Genomic DNA, 16,363 nt, shown 5'->3' with positions numbered 1-16,363 from the left:
TCTGCCGCAGCCAAAGCCCAACCTCGGAGCAGTCTCCCGCCAGCCGATGCCGCTGCGGAGTCCAGCTAGCGCATCACGTGTGCCGCGGCAACATGTGGGACCAACGATTGCTGCACCTGCAAAGCCCGTAAAGCTTGACTCGCAGGCCCGCGCGCCGTATCCGCGGGGCGACTCCGGAAGCCTTATTGCGCCTCCGGTCCCTTGGGGTTTGCCCGGGATCGCCCTCCGTCAGCGCGTTGCGCCCACGGGGGCCATTCTGCATTGCCCCGATGACTCATCGCGCCGCCGTCCCTATCTCGGGAGGGCACAAGGACAACAGACGGGAGGCCAGCGGCCCCATGTTCGAGAATCTATCAGAGCGCCTTGGCGGCGTCTTCGACCGGCTGACGAAACAGGGCGCGCTGTCCGAGGACGACGTCCGCACCGCGCTGCGCGAGGTGCGTGTCGCCCTGCTCGAGGCCGACGTCTCGCTGCCGGTGGCGCGCCAGTTCATCAAGGCGGTCGAGAAAAAGGCGACCGGCGCTGCGGTCACCAAGTCGGTCACGCCGGGCCAGCAGGTCGTCAAGATCGTCCATGACGAGCTCATCGCCGTGCTCGCCGGCGAAGGCGAGCCCGGCTCGCTGCGCGTCGACAGCCCGCCGGCGCCGATCCTGATGGTCGGCCTGCAAGGCGGCGGCAAGACCACCACCACCGCCAAGCTCGCCCGGCGGCTCAAGGAGCGCGACGGCAAGAAGGTCCTGATGGCCTCGCTTGACGTCAACCGCCCCGCCGCCATGGAACAGCTCGCCATCCTCGGCACCCAGATCGGCGTCGACACGCTGCCGATCGTCAAGGGCGAGGACCCGGTCGCGATCGCCAAGCGCGCCAAGACCCAGGCGGGCCTCGGCGGCTACGATGTCTACATGCTCGACACCGCCGGTCGCCTGTCGATCGACGAAGAGCTGATGGCGCAGGTCGAGGCAGTGCGCGACGTCGCCAACCCGCGCGAAACGCTGCTGGTGGTCGACGGCCTTACCGGCCAGGACGCGGTGCACACCGCCGAGAACTTCGACACCCGCATCGGCATCACCGGCGTGGTTCTGACCCGGATGGACGGCGACGGCCGCGGCGGTGCGGCGCTGTCGATGCGCGCGGTCACCGGCAAGCCGATCAAGTTCGTCGGTCTCGGCGAGAAGATGGACGCGCTCGAGACCTTCGAGCCGGACCGTGTCGCGGGCCGCATCCTCGGCATGGGCGACATCGTCGCGCTGGTCGAGAAGGCGCAGCAGACGCTCGAGGCCGAGCAGGCCGAGCGCATGATGAAGCGCTTCTCCAAGGGTCAGTTCAACATGAACGACCTGAAGATGCAGCTCGAGCAGATGATCAAGATGGGCGGCATGGAAGGCATGATGCAGATGCTGCCCGGCGCCGCCAAGATGGCCAAGCAGATGGACGGCGCGGGGATCGACGACAAGATCCTCAAGCAGCAGATCGCCCTGATCAACTCCATGACCAAGAAGGAGCGCGCCAACCCGCAGCTCCTGCAGGCGTCGCGCAAGAAGCGCATCGCCAAGGGTGCTGGCATGGAAGTGTCGGATCTCAACAAGCTGCTGAAGATGCAGCGCCAGATGTCCGACATGATGAAGAAGATGGGCAAGATGGGCAAAGGCGGCATGCTGAAACAGGCCATGAAGGGCATGTTCGGCAAAGGCGGCATGCCCGAGGGCATGGACCCGAACCAGATGGACCCCAAGGCGCTGGAACAGGCGGCCAAGGCGATGGGCGGCCGGATGCCCGGCGGCCTGCCCGGCATGGGTGGCGGCGGTGGCCTGCCGCCCGGCCTGAGCGGCATGGGGAAGAAGAAGTAAGCCCGTGCCCGCCCCCGTCCTCCATACCCCCCGGCTGACCCTGCGAGGCCACGTTCTGGCCGATCTCGAGGCGCTTTGCGACCTGTTCGAGACCGACCGCGCGCGCTTCATGGGTGGCCCGCTTCCGCGCAAGGAAGCGTGGCGCTGGATTGCGTCCGAGGTGGGCATGTGGGACCTGCGGGGCTTCGGCTACTGGGGCATCGAAACCAGGGACGGCAGCTTCGTCGGGCAGGTCGGCCTGTCGCAGCCGCCGCATTTCCCCGAGGCCGAGATCGGCTGGACCCTGCTCGAGGGCGCCGAAGGCAAGGGCTATGCCGCCGAGGCGGCGCAGGCGGCGTTGCACTGGGCGTGGGAAAACGGCTTCGAGTCGCTGGTCTCTTACATCACCCCCGGCAACGACCGTTCCATCGCGCTGGCCGAGCGGCTTGGCGCCAAGCATGACGAGGACGCGCCGCTGCCCGCGGGCGAGACCCCGGCGGAGACCGTGGTCTACCGTCACCGCGCCGATGCGGATGGCAGCCCGGAGGCCTACGCATGATCGTGCCCAACGCCCCCCGCCTCGAGACCGAGCGCCTGATCCTGCGCGGCCCGGAAGCAACCGATGCCGAGCCGATGATCGCCTTCCTGCTCGACCGCGAACGCGCCGATGGCTTCGGCGGCTACGACCATCGCGGCGACGCTTGGCGCTGGTTCGCGCTCAATATCGGCCACTGGCAGCTGCGCGGCTACGGCTACTTCACCATCGAGATGAAAGAGACCGGCCAGCCCGCCGGCATCTCCGGCATCTGGAATCCCGAGGGTTGGCCCGAGCCGGAAATCGGCTGGGTGGTCTTCGAGGGTTTCGAGGGCCGCGGCATCGCCCGCGAGGCCGCCGAGCGCGTGCGTCGCTACGCCTACGAGGATCTCGGGCTGACCACGCTGACCTCGAACATCGTGCCGGGCAACACCCGTTCGGTGGCGCTGGCCGAGCGCATGGGTGCCACGTACGAGCGCACCTACATGAATTACAGCATGGGCGAAGACATGCTCTATCGCCATCCCGGACCCGAGGAGGTTCTGGGATGAGCGTCGAGGTGCCCGTGATCGAAACCGACCGCCTCGTGCTGCGTGCCCCGCGCTTCGAGGATCTCGACCCGCTCTGCGGCTTCTTCGCCGACGAGCGCTCGAAATATGTCGGGGGCCCGTCCGAGCGCGGCGAGGTCTGGCGCATGCTCCTGCGCAGCGCCGGGCAATGGCAGCTGCGTGGCTATGGCCTTTGGCACATCACCGTGCGCGACAGCGGCGAGATGATCGGCCATGCCGGCGTGCTGCACCATATCGAATGGCCCGAGCCGGAACTGGCGTATGGCATCTTCGCCGCCTACGAGGGCAAGGGCTATGCCCACGAGGCTGTCGAGGCGGCGCGCTCTGCCGCCGCCCGCCATTTCGGCCTGACCCGGCTGATCAGCATGATCGACCCGACCAACGACCGGTCGCGGGCGCTGGCGCTGCGGCTTGGCGCGCATTACGAGGGCGAAGACACGCTCTTCGGTCAGACTTGCCACGTCTACCGACACCCCGAGCAGCGGGAGGGCGTGTGATGGCGCATTACGACATTCCCATGCTCGAGACTGCCCGCCTGGTGCTGCGCGCGCCCGAACCGCAGGACTACCCGGATTTCAAGGCCACCTTCGCCTCGTATCGCTCGCGCTTCATGGGCGGGCCGCTCAACGCGTACGAGGCATGGATGCTCTACGCCGCCGAGATCGGCCACTGGGAGATCCGCGGTTTCGGCATGTGGATGGTCCACCTGCGCGACACCGGCGAGACCGTCGGCATGGCCGGCGGCTGGTGCCCGGCGAAATGGCCCGAGCGCGAGATCGCCTGGATCATCTGGCCCGACAAGGGCGGCAAGGGCTTTGCGCTCGAGGCCACCCATCGCGTGCGCAGGCACTTCTACGACGAGAAGGGCTGGGACACCGCGGTCAGCTATATCGACCCGAAGAACCTCGACTCGATCCGCCTCGCGGAACGGCTCGGCGCAACGAAGGACGCCGAGGCCCCTTCGATCGACGGCTCCGACGCGGTCTATCGCCATCCCGCCCCGGCGGCGCTGCGCGGCACGCAGCTCGCCCACGGCATCGACATGGAAATCGCGAATTTCCAGGATCCCCTGTTCAAACCGAAAGGCTGGGCCATTGACTGAGACCCATGATCCGGTGGCACGCGCCGCGGCGCTGCTCAAGGAACACCGCGAAAGCATCGACCGGCTGGATGCGATCCTCGTCTTCACGCTGGCCGAGCGGTTCAAGCACACCCAGGCCGTGGGCGTCCTCAAGGCGCATCACGACCTGCCCCCTTCCGACCCCGCGCGAGAGGAAAAGCAGATCGCGCGGCTGCAGGATCTGGCGGAGAAGGCCGACCTCGACCCCGACTTCGCCAAGAAGTTCCTGAATTTCGTCATTCAGGAAGTCATCAAGCACCACGAACAACACCAATCGTAAGGCCGGCTCAACCGGCACGACCCAACGCCATTCGATAAGGAGAAACTGAAATGGCCATCAAGATTCGTCTCGCCCGCGGCGGTTCCAAGAAGCGCCCCCACTACGCCATCGTCGCATCCGACTCGCGCATGCCGCGCGACGGCCGCTTCGTTGAGAAGCTCGGCACCTACAACCCGCTGCTCGCCAAGGATGACGAGCGCCGCGTGGTGATGGACCTCGAGCGCGTGCAGTACTGGCTCGGCCAGGGCGCCCAGCCCACCGACCGCGTCGCGCGCTTCCTCGAGTCCGCCGGCGTCGCCGAGAAGAAAACCCGCAACAACCCGAACAAGGCGAAGCCGGGCAAGGCCGCTCAGGAGCGTGCCGAAGCTCGCGCCGCCAAGGCCGCCGAAGCCGCAGAGGCATCGGAAGAGGCCGCAGCCGAGTAATTCGTCTGCCTTTCGGCAACACAGGCGCAGCGGGTTCGGCCCGCTGCGCTTTTTTTGTTCCCCAACAGTAGGAAACAAATTCAAAGGCGCTAGACTACGAATCGCATTGCCCCAGACAGGAGCCGCCCGATGACAACCTTCCGCACCGCAACCGCTGTTGCGCTTGCCCTGCTTGCCGCGCCCGCCATGGTCAGCGCTCAGGAGGTGACATCGCTGCTCGACAACGCGTCTGACACGACCGCCTCCCCGGCGCTGTCGAGCCAGGGCACGCGGCAGCGTGGCTTTGTCTTCAGCCTGCGCGGCGGCATCGGCATGGCACCGGAATACCTGGGCTCGGACGAGTATAGCGTGGTGCCCGATCTCGGCTTCCGCTTCCACAGCCTGCGCCTGTCGGACGGGCTCGACTTCGGCGACAGCGACGCCTGGAACGACTTCCGCGGCTTCGACGTGCATGGCTCGTTCGATTACATCGGCGAGCGCGACTCCTCGGAATATGACGGCCTGCGCGGAATGGACGATATCGATGCGGCGGTCGAGCTGGGCATCGGCGTGGGCTACACTGCCGAGAACTACCGCACCTATGCCGATGTGCGCCGCGGTTTCGGTGGCCACGAAGGCTGGGTCGGCGAGGCCGGGTTCGATTTCATCACCCGCCCCACAAGCGACTGGCGCCTGAGCATGGGCCCCCGGCTCTACTGGGGCAATGACGAGGTCGCAGACACCTATTTCGGCGTCTCCGCCTCTGAGGCCACCTCGGACCGCCCGGCTTATGATGCCGACGGCGGCCTGCTGGGCGCCGGGGCCGAGTTCGTCGCGCGCTATCAGATCAACCGCGACTGGGGCCTCGAGGGGGGCGTGACCTATCGCTCGCTGCTCAACGATGCCGCCGACAGCCCGATCGTCGACGATGGCGCCCAAGACCAGTGGAGCGTGCGCTTCGGCGTCATCCGGGTGATCCGTCTGAACTTCTGAGCCGGCGTCGATTGCCAAGCGCCGTGGCTCTGGTCTATCCAGTAGCGCGGTAAACCGGGCATGAGCGAGGCCAGTGTGAGCGAAACCATCTGTGTCGGAACGATTGCGGGCGCCTTCGGGGTGAACGGCGAGGTACGCCTCAAGAGCTTCACCGCCGAGCCCGAGGCTTTGGCCGAGTATGCACCGCTGACCACCGAGGATGGCAGCCGCAGCTTCGAGGTGCAGATCACCCGCTCCGTGAAGGGCGGCTTCGCGGCGCGGCTCTCCGGGGTGCGCAGCAAGGAAGAGGCCGACGCCCTGCGTGGCACCGGGCTCTATGCCCCGCGCGACAGGCTGCCCACCCTGCCCGATGACGAGTTCTATCACACCGACCTGATCGGGCTTGCGGTCTTTGATACCGGCGGCGCCGAGCTTGGCCGCGTCAAGGCGGTGCTCAACCATGGCGCCACCGACCTGCTCGAACTGACGGCGCCGGGCCAGTCCAAGACCGTCCTGCTGCCGTTCACCCGCGAGGCGGTGCCCACGGTGGATCTGGCCTCGGGGCGCATCGTCGCCGATCCGCCGGAGGGCCTGCTCGAATGACCCGCGTGGTCATTCACGCAGGATTTCACAAGACAGGGACCACCAGCGTCCAAAGCACACTCCGTGCCAACCGGGCGCTGCTCGAGCCGCATCTGCGCGTCTATCTCAAGGCGGATTTCGACGCCCTGACCGAGGCCACGCGGGCGTTTTGCGCCGCCCCGGAAGACGACGCCGCGCTGAACGCCGTGGGGCGCTACGCCATGCGTTTCTTTCGCCGGATCGAGCGCGACGACCCGCGCCCGATTCTGATGTCCTCCGAGGATCTGTCGGGTCATCTGCCCGGCCGCCGCCGCCGTCCCGGTTATCACGCGGCGCCGCGGATCATGTCGGTGATTGCCGAGAACGCACGCCACCGCTTCGGAGACAATCTCGATCTCATATTTTTCTTCTCGACCCGGGACAGCGATACTTGGCTGCGCTCGACATGGTGGCAGAACCTGCGCAGCACACGGCTGACCGATGATCTCGACCTCTACGCCACCCGACCGGAGGTGGCCACGGATCTGAACGGGACCGTCGAGGCCGTGGCCAAAGCGGTGGCTCCGGCACGTGTGATGTCTGAATCGCTCGATCTCAGCCGAGACCGACGGGAGGGGCCGCTTGCGCCTCTGCTCGATCTTTTCGCCCTAGTTCCTGAGATTCGAGACGCTCTGGCGATTCTCCCGCCGGTGAATGCCCAGCCGGTTTCCGGGCTCGACGAGGTCTTCTTGGCGCTCAACCGCAGCGCGCTCAGCGAGGAAAACCTGCGCGACGCGAAGAAAAATCTGCGTCGAATCGCAAACAAACAGAGTTAAGAGCCCCCAATCGTTACGAATTGGTAAACAGATCAAGAAAACTTCCCCGTAACAGCAATAATTCGCCATAATCAAAATCAATTTGAGACTGGATTTTGACAAAAAGGGGGCGCTCATGGTCCCGGCGATTCAACGTGTGCTTTGGTATGGCGTCGCGACAACGTCGGCGCTGCTATTTCTGATCCTGCATCAGCGGGCCGATCTGCCGGTGATGATGCAGGTCACGATCCTCTCTAGCATCGGTGTGGTGACGGCACTTGGCCTGTCCGCAGCAAAGCTGCCGCGCCTCGATAGGCGCGGGGCAGCGGCGGCAGCGCCCAGCCTTCTGACGGCCCGGGCGTATCGGCACCTGCCGCGCGACCTCCCGGCCCCTGCCACGATGCGCAAGGAGCTCGGCGTCCTCCTTCGGGCAGCCGACGGGCGGCGGGATCCCACGGCACTGCATGAGCCCGAAACCCGCGCGGCGGTTCGTAGCCGGGTGTTCGGGCGCATCCTGCACACCTGGCGGGCAGAGACCGTCGAACAGCTGGATGACAGGCAACTCCAGGCCCTGTGGCAATTGCGCGAGCTGATCGCCGCCGACCCTTGCCGTGCAGGCGAGCTGGCGCAGCGCTTTCGCAAGCCCGACGTGGTTCTCGCGATCCGCGACCGGGTGCTCGAGATCGACGCACGCCGCCAGCGTTTCGAACGTCAGAGGGCCGCCTTCCGCGCCACGAGGATGGCCTGGAAGCAGACCGCCCCGGGCAAAGGAGACACGCTTGTCGACGCGCTGCGCGCACTGACTGCCCCCGACCCCGACCTATGGCACAAGGTGATTGCCGAACATGACCTCGCCGACCCCGAGCAGGCCCGCGCCGCGCTCTGGTGTGCGCGACAACCGGGATGCGAGCGCGCCAGCGTCGCGCTCTATCTCAGCCGCATCGCCGAGGCGGGCCGCATCCCGATCGCCCTGCGCAACGGGGAGACCGAGTGGCTCGGCGGGCTGTGCAGCGTGATCCGGGGCTGGAATGCCGGGCGCTACACCGGGCAGGCGCTTGGATTTGTGCCGAAGGATGCGGATGAAGCGAGCCGGGCGGCATCGGCGCTCTCGTCCCAGCTTGACACGCTTGCAGAGCAGACCGGGCAGCCGCGCTGGCCCGACCCGACCGATATCTTCGCCACGTCCCACGGAGAGGCCCCGCGCCCCCGCGACAACTGGGACCTTCGCGCCGGCCGGATGATCGCACCGCCGCGCCTCGAGCACTATATCGAGATTGCGCCACAGCAGGCCGCTTGAGCCGTCCCGCCGGTGCGGCTACAGGGGGCGCATGAGCGAGACACCCAAATCCCATGGTCGCAAGACCATCCGCCCGAGCCTCAAGCCGCGTGAGCTGATGACCGACCGCCCGGCGCTCGCCCGCGCCTGGACCGCACAGGTCATCACCCTCTTCCCCGAGGCCTTTCCGGGCGTGCTCGGCCTGTCGCTGACCGGCAAGGCGCTGCAGGACGGGATCTGGCAGCTCGACCCGGTGAACCTGCGCGATTTCGGCGAGGGCAAGCACCGCAATGTCGACGACACCCCAGCCGGCGGCGGTGCCGGCATGGTGCTGCGCCCCGACGTGATGGGCCGGGCCCTCGAGACCGCGCGCCGCAAGATCTCGGGCGCCGCGCCGATCATCTACCTGTCCCCGCGGGGACGCCGCTTCGACCAGCCGATGGCGCGCCGGCTGGCGCAGGCGCCGGGCGTGACGCTGATCTGCGGCCGGTTCGAGGGGCTCGACCAGCGGGTGCTCGACCATTACGGCGTCATGGAGGTCTCGCTCGGAGACTACGTGCTCACCGGCGGGGAGCTGGCCGCGCAGGCGATGCTCGACGCCACCGTGCGCCTGCTGCCCGGCGTACTCGGCAATGCAGACTCGATCGAGGAGGAGAGCTTCTCGCACGGGCTGCTCGAGCATCCGCAGTATACCCGCCCCGCCGAGTGGCAGGGCCACGAGATCCCGCCGGTGCTGCTTTCGGGCCATCACGGCGAGATCGAGAAATGGCGCCGCCAGCAATCGGAAGAGATCACCCGGGCCCGGCGCCCTGACCTCTGGGAGGCGCATGAACGGGCGCTCGCCGAGGCCCCGAAAGGCAAGCGCTGAGCCGGCCCGCCCCCACTGAAACCCCTTGATTTGCGGGCCAAGGCGGCTTAACAGGGCGCATTCACGGCTTCGGGGCGACTCGGGGCCGTTGGATATTGGTGACCGAGCTGTCGGCAGACCTGCCGCAGAGCGCCGCCACAAAACAAAGAACAGCCGACGCATCTGTGCCTGCACAGCTCTGCTCAGGACATCACCCGCGGGAAAACCGTGAAGAATAAGGAGAAGGTCAGATGGATCTGATCGCACAGCTCGAGGCGGAACAGATTGCCGCCCTGGGGAAAGATATCCCCGACTTCAAGCCCGGCGACACCGTGCGCGTCGGCTACAAGGTGACCGAAGGCACCCGTACCCGTGTGCAGAACTACGAAGGCGTCTGCATCAGCCGCAAGAACGGCTCGGGCATCGCGGGTTCGTTCACCGTTCGCAAGATTTCCTTCGGTGAAGGCGTGGAGCGTGTGTTCCCGCTGTACTCGACCAACATCGAGTCGATCACCGTCGTGCGCCGCGGCCGTGTCCGTCGCGCCAAGCTCTACTACCTCCGCTCGCGTCGCGGCAAATCCGCCCGTATCGCGGAAGACACCAACTACAAGCCGCTCGCCGGCGCCGGCGCATAAGGAGCGACGTCATGAAAAAGGGCATCCACCCCGAGTACCACGTCATCGACGTCAAGATGACCGACGGCACCATCTACCAGACCCGCACCACCTGGGGCAAAGAAGGCGACACCCTGTCGCTCGACGTCGACCCGACCGTGCACCCGGCATGGAACGGCGGCACCTCGCGCCTCATGGACACCGGCGGCCGCGTGTCGAAGTTCAAGAAGAAATACGAAGGCCTCGGCTTCTGAGCCCACGCCTTTCGGTATCGCGAAACGCCGCCCCTCGGGGCGGCGTTTTTCGTTTCAGGGGCCGCACGCGCGCCTATTCAGCCGCCTGGACGGCGCCTTCCCCGGCACGGGAAGCCATGCGACGTGACAACGCATTACAAATTCACAACAATGAATGTAAAAGACCCCACTGCCCTGATTCCCGTGCTGGAGGAGACGCGCCTTGGAATTCCGCAAAATCAACGACGACCTCACGGTTTCGCCTCAGATCGCGGCGTCGGACCTGTCCGAGATCGCGGCGGCCGGCTACCGCTCGATCATCTGCAACCGCCCCGACGGCGAAGGTGCCGATCAGCCGGGCTTTGAAGAGATCGAGGCGGCAGCCAAGGCGGCGGGCCTCGAGACACGCTACCTGCCGGTGATCTCGGGCAAGGTTCAGGACACCGACGCCGAGGCCTTTGGCCGTGCCCTGCGCGAGCTGCCCGGCCCGGTCTTTGCCTATTGCCGCACAGGCACACGCTCGGCAACGCTGTGGTCGCTGAGCCAGGCCGGTCAGATGGCGCCGGCACGCATCCTGATGGCCACCAAGCAGGCCGGCTACGACATGGCTGGCGTGGTGCGGCGCATCGTCAACGGCGGCAAGACCCCGACCGACACCGGCGACGCCAGTTTCGACGTGGTGGTGGTCGGCGGTGGCGCCGCGGGCATTGCCGTCTCGGCCAGCCTCAAGGCGCGCAAGCCCGATCTCGAGATCGCCCTGCTCGACCCGGCCGACGTGCACTACTACCAACCCGGCTGGACCATGGTCGGCGGCGGCATCTTCGAGCCCGAGACCACCGCCCGCACCATGGGCAGCCTGATCCCCAAGGGGGTGCACTGGATCAAGTCCGCCGTCGCCGCCTTCGAGCCGCAAAACAACGCGGTGATCCTCGATGGCTGCCGGGTGGTGAAGTACCAGCGCCTGATCGTGTGCCCGGGCCTCAAGCTCGACTGGGCCAAGGTCGAAGGGCTGGTCGAGACGCTGGGCAAGAACGGCGTCACCTCCAACTACCGCTACGATCTTGCGCCCTATACCTGGGAGTTGGTGAAGGGGCTGAAGGGCGGCACGGCGCTGTTCACCCAGCCGCCGATGCCGATCAAATGCGCCGGCGCGCCGCAGAAGGCGATGTATCTCTCGGGCGATCACTGGTACCGCACCGGCATCCTGCCGCGCATCGACATCCAGTTCATGAATGCCGGCGGCGTGCTCTTCGGGGTGAAGGATTACGTTCCCGCGCTGATGGATTACGTGAAGCGATACGACGCTTCGCTGAACTTCTTCCACAACCTGATCGCCGTGGATGGCCCCGCGAAGACAGCCACATTCGCGGTCAACACGCCCGACAGCGAGCCGTTCACCATCGATGTCGCGTTCGACATGATGCATGTCTGCCCGCCGCAGACCGCGCCGGACTTCATCCGCGTCTCGCCGCTGGCCGATGCCGCCGGCTGGGTCGATGTCGACCAGAACACCCTGCGCCACAAGAGCTACGACAATGTCTGGAGCCTTGGCGACGTGATGAACGCACCCAACGCCAAGACCGCCGCCGCCGCGCGGATGCAGGCCCCGATCGTGGCCGAGAACGTCGCTGCCGATATCGACGGGCTGTCGCCTCACGCGGTCTACAACGGCTACGGCTCGTGCCCGCTCACCGTCGAGCGCGGCAAGATCGTGCTCGCCGAGTTCGGCTATGGCGGCGCGCTGCTGCCGAGCTTCCCCAAATGGCTGCTCGATGGCACCAAGCCGACCCGCGCCGCGTGGCTCCTCAAGGAACAGATCCTGCCGCCGGTCTACTGGAAGGCGATGCTGCGCGGCAAGGAATGGATGGCGCGGCCCGAGAAGGTCACCGCTGGCTGAGCCGCGCCGGACGCCCAAAGAACAGCTTTCCGGCTCCGGACTTGATCCGGGGCCGATTTCCCTCCTATCGAGGAACCGTGACCCGGTTATTCCATTTCCCCTCTTCACAAATTCTATCTATTGAATATATCTAGCGCCAACAGGGCGACTCTCCCCGGGCGCCTTCTCTGCCACCGATCCGCAGGACAGCTTTCATGACCATGCCCCGCCCCACCCGCGAGACGCTCTTCCGCTATCTCCCGATCCTGACCTGGGCGCGGGTCTACAACCGCGACACCGCGACCTCGGATCTCGTCGCGGCGGTGATCGTGACGATCATGCTGATCCCGCAATCGCTGGCCTACGCGCTGCTCGCCGGCCTGCCCGCCGAGATGGGGCTCTACGCCTCGATCCTGCCGCTGGTGGCCTATGCCATCTTCGGCACCTCGCGGGCGCTGGCGGTGGGCCCGGTGGCGGTGGTCTCGCTGATGACCGCGGCGGCCATCGGACAGCTCGGGCTGTCCACGCCCGGCGACATCGCGCTTGCCGCGATCACGCTCGCCTTCATCTCGGGCGTGTTCCTGACACTGCTCGGCATGCTGAAGCTGGGCTTTCTTGCCAATTTCCTGTCGCACCCGGTGATCGCGGGCTTCATCACCGCCTCGGGCGTGCTGATCGCCGCCTCGCAGCTCAAGCATATCTTCGGCATCGACGCGGGCGGCCACACGCTGGTCGAGCTGGTGATCTCGATCTTCGAGCATATCGGCGAGACCAACCTGATCACGCTGGTGATCGGCGTCTCGGCCACCGCGTTCCTGTTCTGGGTCCGCAAGGGCCTGAAGCCGCTGCTGCGCAAGGCGGGCCTCGGACCGCGCATGGCCGACATCTTCGCCAAGGCCGGCCCGGTCGCGGCGGTGGTTGTGACCACGCTTGTCGCCTGGGCCTTCGGCCTCGGTGATCACGGTGTGCGGCTGGTGGGCGAGGTGCCCACCGGCTTGCCGCCGCTCTCGGCCCCGTCCTTCGACCTTTCGATGTGGCAGACGCTGCTGCTGCCCGCGGTGCTGATCTCGATCATCGGCTTCGTCGAGTCGGTCTCGGTCGCCCAGACGCTGGCCGCCAAGCGGCGCCAGCGCATCGACCCGGACCAGGAGCTGATCGGCCTCGGCACCTCGAATATCGCCTCTGCGATCTCGGGCGGCTTCCCGGTCACCGGAGGCTTCTCGCGCTCGGTGGTGAATTTCGACGCCGGCGCCGAGACCCCCGCCGCGGGTGCCTATACCGCCGTCGGCATCGGCATCGCGACTCTGGTGCTCACGCCGCTGCTGTTCTTCCTGCCCAAGGCGACACTAGCCGCCACCATCATCGTCGCCGTGCTGAGCCTTGTCGACTTCTCGATCCTGAAGAAGACCTGGGGCTATTCCAAGGTCGACTTCACCGCCGTCACCGCCACCATCGTGCTGACCCTGCTGGTCGGCGTCGAGGTCGGCGTCTCGGCGGGGGTGCTGCTGTCGATCTTCCTGCACCTCTACAAGACCTCGAAGCCGCACGTGGCCGAGGTCGGGCTGGTGCCGGGCACGCAGCACTTCCGCAACGTGTTGCGCCACAAGGTCGAGACCCTGCCCGGCGTGCTGACCCTGCGCGTGGACGAGAGCCTCTACTTCGTCAACGCCCGTTTCCTCGAAGACTACGTGCTCGAGCGGGTGGCGGAATGCGAAAAGCTCGACCACGTGGTGCTGATGTTCCCCGCCGTGAACGAGGTCGACCACAGCGCGCTCGAGACGCTGGAGGAGCTGAACCGCCGCCTCGCCGAGCAGAACATCACCCTGCACCTCACCGAGGTGAAGGGTCCGGTGATGGACCGGCTGCAACGCTCGCACTTCCTGCACGATCTCTCGGGCCGGGTGTTCCTGTCGCAGTATGACGCGTGGTGCGCCCTAAAGCCGGACGCGCCCGAAGGGACCGAGAAGGAAGGCGTCGCGGCCCAGTAGCGCCGCCGGGTAGAGCGGGCGACCATAGCCCGCACCGCCATCCATGTTGAGCCGGTTCGGATAGAGCTGCGGCAGGTCGAGCGCGGTATGGCCGTGCACCACGAGCCGACCGAAATCGCCCGTGTGCTCGAGGAACGGCTTGCGGATCCAGAGCAGGTCGTCCTCGACCTGCTCGTCGAGCGCCACGCCCGGGCGCAGGCCGGCATGGACAAAGATCTGCTCCTCGGTCTCGTGCATCCGCGGCAGCGCGGCGATCCAGTCGCGATGCGCCTGCGGAACCGCCTCGAGCGCGTCGGCATGTATCTCCTCGGCCTTGCGGCGCTCGTCCATGTCGACCCCGTAGGAAGCCAGCGTCTTGTCGCCACCGATCGGCGGATCGGTATAGAGCAGCGGCCGGCTGACCTGCGGATCCTGATAGACGGGGTTCTCGAGATAGCGCAGCAGGAAACGGTCATGGTTGCCCATGATGCAGGTCCAGGGCTGGCCCTCGGCCTGCCCCTCCATGAGGAAGTCGATCACGCCCCGGCTGTCCGGGCCACGATCAACGAAATCTCCGAGAAACACGATGGGCGCGCCGGCAGCCTCGTCCTTGAGGGTCAGTTCCAGCGCCTTGATAAGCTCGTCGATCTGGCCGTGAATGTCGCCGATCGCGAAGATGGGTTGCATGATGTCAGTCCTTTTCGTCCCCATCTAGATGCCGTCTGCCGCAGCGCAGCGCAACCGGGCCTCCGGAAAATGTTAGCGCTGTTCGCGCCCTCCCCCTCTGCCCCATCACGCAAAACGCCGCCCCGAGGGGCGGCGTCGCGATGGTTGCCCTGGCAATCCGGGGATCAGACCACGTCGAACTCGAGCGGCTTCACCTGGCGGAACAGGCCGGTCGCCTTGAGCGCATCGACCACCGACGCGTCCATGGCCTCGTCAAGATAGGCGATGGCGATCGCCTCGCCGCCCTGCGCCGACCGGCCGAGGGTGAAGTTGGCGAGGTTGACCTTGTGCTCGCCCAGCATGGTGCCGAGCTTGCCGATGATGCCCGGCACGTCCTCGTTGGTGGTGTAGAGCATGTGCTCGCCGACCTCGGCATCGATGTTGATGCCCTTGATCTGGATGAAGCGCGGCTTGCCATCCGAGAACACGGTGCCGGCAATCGAGCGCTCGCGCTTCTCGGTGGTCACGGCGACCTTGATGTAGCCCTCGAACACGCCGGACTGTTCCTGACGGGTGGTGGCGATCTGAATGCCGCGCTCCTTGGCGATGACCGGCGCGGAGACCATGTTCACCTCGGGGCTGCTGGCCTTCATGATGCCCGCGATCAGCGCGCAGTTCAGCGCCTCGAGGTTCATCGTGGCGGCCTCGCCGTCATAGGTGATGTTGATCGCCTTCACCGCCTCTTCGGTCATCTGGCCGATGAAGCCGCCGAGATGCTCGGCCACCTTGATCCACGGGCCCATGACCTTGGCTTCCTCGGCGGTCACCGACGGCATGTTGAGGGCGTTGCTGACGGCGCCGGTGAGCAGGTAGTCCGACATCTGCTCGGCCACCTGCAGGGCGACGTTTTCCTGCGCCTCGGTGGTCGAGGCGCCGAGGTGCGGCGTGCAGACCACGTTCGGCAGACCGAAGAGCGGGTTCTCCTTGGCCGGTTCCTCGGCGAACACGTCGAAGGCGGCGCCGGCCACGTGGCCCGACTTGATCAGCTCGGCCAGAGCGGCTTCGTCGACGAGACCGCCGCGGGCACAGTTGATGATGCGCACGCCCTTCTTGGTCTTCTCGAGGTTCTCCTTCGAGAGGATGTTGCGGGTGCCATCGGTCAGCGGCACGTGCAGGGTGATGAAGTCGGCGCGGCGCAGCAGCTCATCGAGCTCGACCTTCTCGACCTGCATCTGGGCGGCCTTCTCTTCCGACAGGAACGGATCGTAGGCCACGACCTTCATCTTCAGGCCGCGGGCGCGGTCGCAGACGATGCCGCCGATATTGCCGGCGCCGATCACGCCGAGGGTCTTGGCGGTAAGCTCGGTGCCCATGAACTTGGATTTCTCCCACTTGCCGGCCTGGGTCGAGGCGTCGGCGGCGGGGATCTGGCGGGCCACGGCGAACATCATCGCAATGGCGTGCTCGGCGGTGGTGATCATGTTGCCGAACGGCGTGTTCATCACGATCACGCCCTTCTTGGACGCGGCTTCCTTGTCGACATTGTCGGTGCCGATGCCGGCGCGGCCGACGACCTTGAGGTTGGTGGCGTGCTCGAGGATGGTCGGGGTCACCTTGGTGGCCGAGCGAATGGCGAGGCCGTCATACTGGCCGATCACCTCGGCGAGCTTGTCCTTGTCCTTGCCGAGATCCGGCATGAAATCGACGTCGATGCCGCGGTCGCGGAAGATCTGGACGGCGGTTTCGGAAAGCTTGTCGGAAACGAGAACCTTGGGGGCCATTGGGCTTGTCCTTTGGATATG

At 66.4% G+C, this 16,363-nt stretch carries 18 protein-coding genes; 16 read left to right on the top strand and 2 right to left on the bottom strand.

The window, feature by feature from the left end:
* The first annotated feature begins 338 nt into the window (after nucleotides 1–338).
* The 16 genes from ffh (at nucleotide 339) to R2601_RS08490 (ending at nucleotide 13,916) form a co-directional block, all read left to right on the top strand.
* On the top strand, nucleotides 339–1,847 hold the full coding sequence (gene ffh, locus R2601_RS08565) for a signal recognition particle protein (RefSeq protein WP_007796631.1): 1,509 nt from the start codon (nucleotides 339–341) through the stop codon (nucleotides 1,845–1,847).
* A 4-nt stretch (nucleotides 1,848–1,851) separates the two neighbouring features.
* Nucleotides 1,852–2,385, top strand: a complete 534-nt coding sequence (locus R2601_RS08560) for a GNAT family N-acetyltransferase (RefSeq protein ID WP_007796628.1) — start codon at nucleotides 1,852–1,854, stop codon at nucleotides 2,383–2,385.
* Entirely contained in the window at nucleotides 2,382–2,912 is a 531-nt protein-coding gene (locus R2601_RS08555; RefSeq protein WP_007796625.1) for a GNAT family N-acetyltransferase, read from the top strand. The genes R2601_RS08560 and R2601_RS08555 overlap by 4 nt, the downstream gene beginning before the upstream one ends.
* A complete protein-coding gene (locus R2601_RS08550; RefSeq protein ID WP_007796623.1) occupies nucleotides 2,909–3,427 on the top strand; it encodes a GNAT family N-acetyltransferase in 519 nt (172 codons plus the stop codon). Before R2601_RS08555 ends, R2601_RS08550 begins: the two co-directional genes overlap by 4 nt.
* Nucleotides 3,427–4,032: a GNAT family N-acetyltransferase gene (locus R2601_RS08545; RefSeq protein WP_007796620.1), complete on the top strand. Its 606-nt coding sequence runs from the start codon at nucleotides 3,427–3,429 to the stop codon at nucleotides 4,030–4,032. Before R2601_RS08550 ends, R2601_RS08545 begins: the two co-directional genes overlap by 1 nt.
* Nucleotides 4,025–4,330 carry a chorismate mutase gene (locus R2601_RS08540; protein ID WP_007796617.1) on the top strand — a complete coding sequence of 102 codons (306 nt, stop codon included), beginning with the start codon at nucleotides 4,025–4,027 and terminating at the stop codon, nucleotides 4,328–4,330. The genes R2601_RS08545 and R2601_RS08540 overlap by 8 nt, the downstream gene beginning before the upstream one ends.
* A 50-nt stretch (nucleotides 4,331–4,380) precedes the next feature.
* A complete protein-coding gene (gene rpsP / locus R2601_RS08535; protein WP_007796615.1) occupies nucleotides 4,381–4,755 on the top strand; it encodes a 30S ribosomal protein S16 in 375 nt (124 codons plus the stop codon).
* Nucleotides 4,756–4,884: 129 nt separating this feature from the next.
* Nucleotides 4,885–5,727, top strand: coding sequence for a MipA/OmpV family protein (locus R2601_RS08530; protein ID WP_007796610.1), 843 nt, complete (start codon nucleotides 4,885–4,887; stop codon nucleotides 5,725–5,727).
* Between the two features lie 60 nt (nucleotides 5,728–5,787).
* Nucleotides 5,788–6,309: a ribosome maturation factor RimM gene (gene rimM, locus R2601_RS08525; RefSeq protein WP_007796608.1), complete on the top strand. Its 522-nt coding sequence runs from the start codon at nucleotides 5,788–5,790 to the stop codon at nucleotides 6,307–6,309.
* The gene (locus R2601_RS08520) at nucleotides 6,306–7,103 is read left to right on the top strand and encodes a hypothetical protein (protein ID WP_007796606.1); all 798 of its coding nucleotides are present in this window, start codon (nucleotides 6,306–6,308) and stop codon (nucleotides 7,101–7,103) included. Before rimM ends, R2601_RS08520 begins: the two co-directional genes overlap by 4 nt.
* 115 nt (nucleotides 7,104–7,218) lie before the next feature.
* On the top strand, nucleotides 7,219–8,379 hold the full coding sequence (locus R2601_RS08515; RefSeq protein ID WP_007796602.1) for a hypothetical protein: 1,161 nt from the start codon (nucleotides 7,219–7,221) through the stop codon (nucleotides 8,377–8,379).
* Between the two features lie 31 nt (nucleotides 8,380–8,410).
* Nucleotides 8,411–9,226, top strand: a complete 816-nt coding sequence (gene trmD / locus R2601_RS08510) for a tRNA (guanosine(37)-N1)-methyltransferase TrmD (RefSeq protein ID WP_007796599.1) — start codon at nucleotides 8,411–8,413, stop codon at nucleotides 9,224–9,226.
* A 230-nt stretch (nucleotides 9,227–9,456) separates the two neighbouring features.
* Nucleotides 9,457–9,840 (top strand): 50S ribosomal protein L19, encoded by a 384-nt coding sequence (rplS, locus tag R2601_RS08505; protein WP_007796597.1) that lies wholly within the window; start codon nucleotides 9,457–9,459, stop codon nucleotides 9,838–9,840.
* Between the two features lie 11 nt (nucleotides 9,841–9,851).
* The gene (rpmE, locus tag R2601_RS08500) at nucleotides 9,852–10,073 is read left to right on the top strand and encodes a 50S ribosomal protein L31 (RefSeq protein ID WP_007796595.1); all 222 of its coding nucleotides are present in this window, start codon (nucleotides 9,852–9,854) and stop codon (nucleotides 10,071–10,073) included.
* Nucleotides 10,074–10,275: 202 nt separating this feature from the next.
* Nucleotides 10,276–11,949 carry a bifunctional protein tyrosine phosphatase family protein/NAD(P)/FAD-dependent oxidoreductase gene (locus tag R2601_RS08495; RefSeq protein ID WP_007796593.1) on the top strand — a complete coding sequence of 558 codons (1,674 nt, stop codon included), beginning with the start codon at nucleotides 10,276–10,278 and terminating at the stop codon, nucleotides 11,947–11,949.
* A 194-nt stretch (nucleotides 11,950–12,143) separates the two neighbouring features.
* Nucleotides 12,144–13,916, top strand: coding sequence for a SulP family inorganic anion transporter (locus R2601_RS08490; RefSeq protein WP_007796589.1), 1,773 nt, complete (start codon nucleotides 12,144–12,146; stop codon nucleotides 13,914–13,916).
* Here R2601_RS08490 and R2601_RS08485 read toward each other — a convergent pair.
* Together R2601_RS08485 and serA are read right to left on the bottom strand one after the other, a co-directional pair.
* Complete coding sequence (locus R2601_RS08485; RefSeq protein ID WP_007796586.1) at nucleotides 13,863–14,582, bottom strand: metallophosphoesterase family protein; 720 nt, start codon at nucleotides 14,580–14,582, stop codon at nucleotides 13,863–13,865. The two genes, R2601_RS08490 and R2601_RS08485, sit on opposite strands and share 54 nt — an antisense overlap.
* A gap of 164 nt (nucleotides 14,583–14,746) precedes the next feature.
* Nucleotides 14,747–16,342, bottom strand: coding sequence for a phosphoglycerate dehydrogenase (gene serA, locus R2601_RS08480; RefSeq protein ID WP_007796584.1), 1,596 nt, complete (start codon nucleotides 16,340–16,342; stop codon nucleotides 14,747–14,749).
* Nucleotides 16,343–16,363: the final 21 nt, after the last annotated feature.

Origin of the sequence: Salipiger bermudensis HTCC2601, from assembly GCF_000153725.1 — a bacterium.
Taxonomy (GTDB): Bacteria; Pseudomonadota; Alphaproteobacteria; order Rhodobacterales; family Rhodobacteraceae; genus Salipiger; species Salipiger bermudensis.
This window is presented reverse-complemented; position numbering and strand designations above follow the sequence as displayed.

Coding starts and splice junctions, on each gene's coding strand:
- R2601_RS08545 (WP_007796620.1), top strand. CDS start 3,427: ATGGCGCATTACGACATTCCCATGCTCGAGACTGCCCGCCTGGTGCTG.
- R2601_RS08550 (WP_007796623.1), top strand. CDS start 2,909: ATGAGCGTCGAGGTGCCCGTGATCGAAACCGACCGCCTCGTGCTGCGT.
- trmD (WP_007796599.1), top strand. CDS start 8,411: ATGAGCGAGACACCCAAATCCCATGGTCGCAAGACCATCCGCCCGAGC.
- ffh (WP_007796631.1), top strand. CDS start 339: ATGTTCGAGAATCTATCAGAGCGCCTTGGCGGCGTCTTCGACCGGCTG.
- R2601_RS08490 (WP_007796589.1), top strand. CDS start 12,144: ATGACCATGCCCCGCCCCACCCGCGAGACGCTCTTCCGCTATCTCCCG.
- rpmE (WP_007796595.1), top strand. CDS start 9,852: ATGAAAAAGGGCATCCACCCCGAGTACCACGTCATCGACGTCAAGATG.
- rimM (WP_007796608.1), top strand. CDS start 5,788: ATGAGCGAGGCCAGTGTGAGCGAAACCATCTGTGTCGGAACGATTGCG.
- R2601_RS08520 (WP_007796606.1), top strand. CDS start 6,306: ATGACCCGCGTGGTCATTCACGCAGGATTTCACAAGACAGGGACCACC.
- rpsP (WP_007796615.1), top strand. CDS start 4,381: ATGGCCATCAAGATTCGTCTCGCCCGCGGCGGTTCCAAGAAGCGCCCC.
- R2601_RS08555 (WP_007796625.1), top strand. CDS start 2,382: ATGATCGTGCCCAACGCCCCCCGCCTCGAGACCGAGCGCCTGATCCTG.
- R2601_RS08515 (WP_007796602.1), top strand. CDS start 7,219: ATGGTCCCGGCGATTCAACGTGTGCTTTGGTATGGCGTCGCGACAACG.
- rplS (WP_007796597.1), top strand. CDS start 9,457: ATGGATCTGATCGCACAGCTCGAGGCGGAACAGATTGCCGCCCTGGGG.
- R2601_RS08485 (WP_007796586.1), bottom strand. CDS start 14,582: ATGCAACCCATCTTCGCGATCGGCGACATTCACGGCCAGATCGACGAG.
- R2601_RS08530 (WP_007796610.1), top strand. CDS start 4,885: ATGACAACCTTCCGCACCGCAACCGCTGTTGCGCTTGCCCTGCTTGCC.
- serA (WP_007796584.1), bottom strand. CDS start 16,342: ATGGCCCCCAAGGTTCTCGTTTCCGACAAGCTTTCCGAAACCGCCGTC.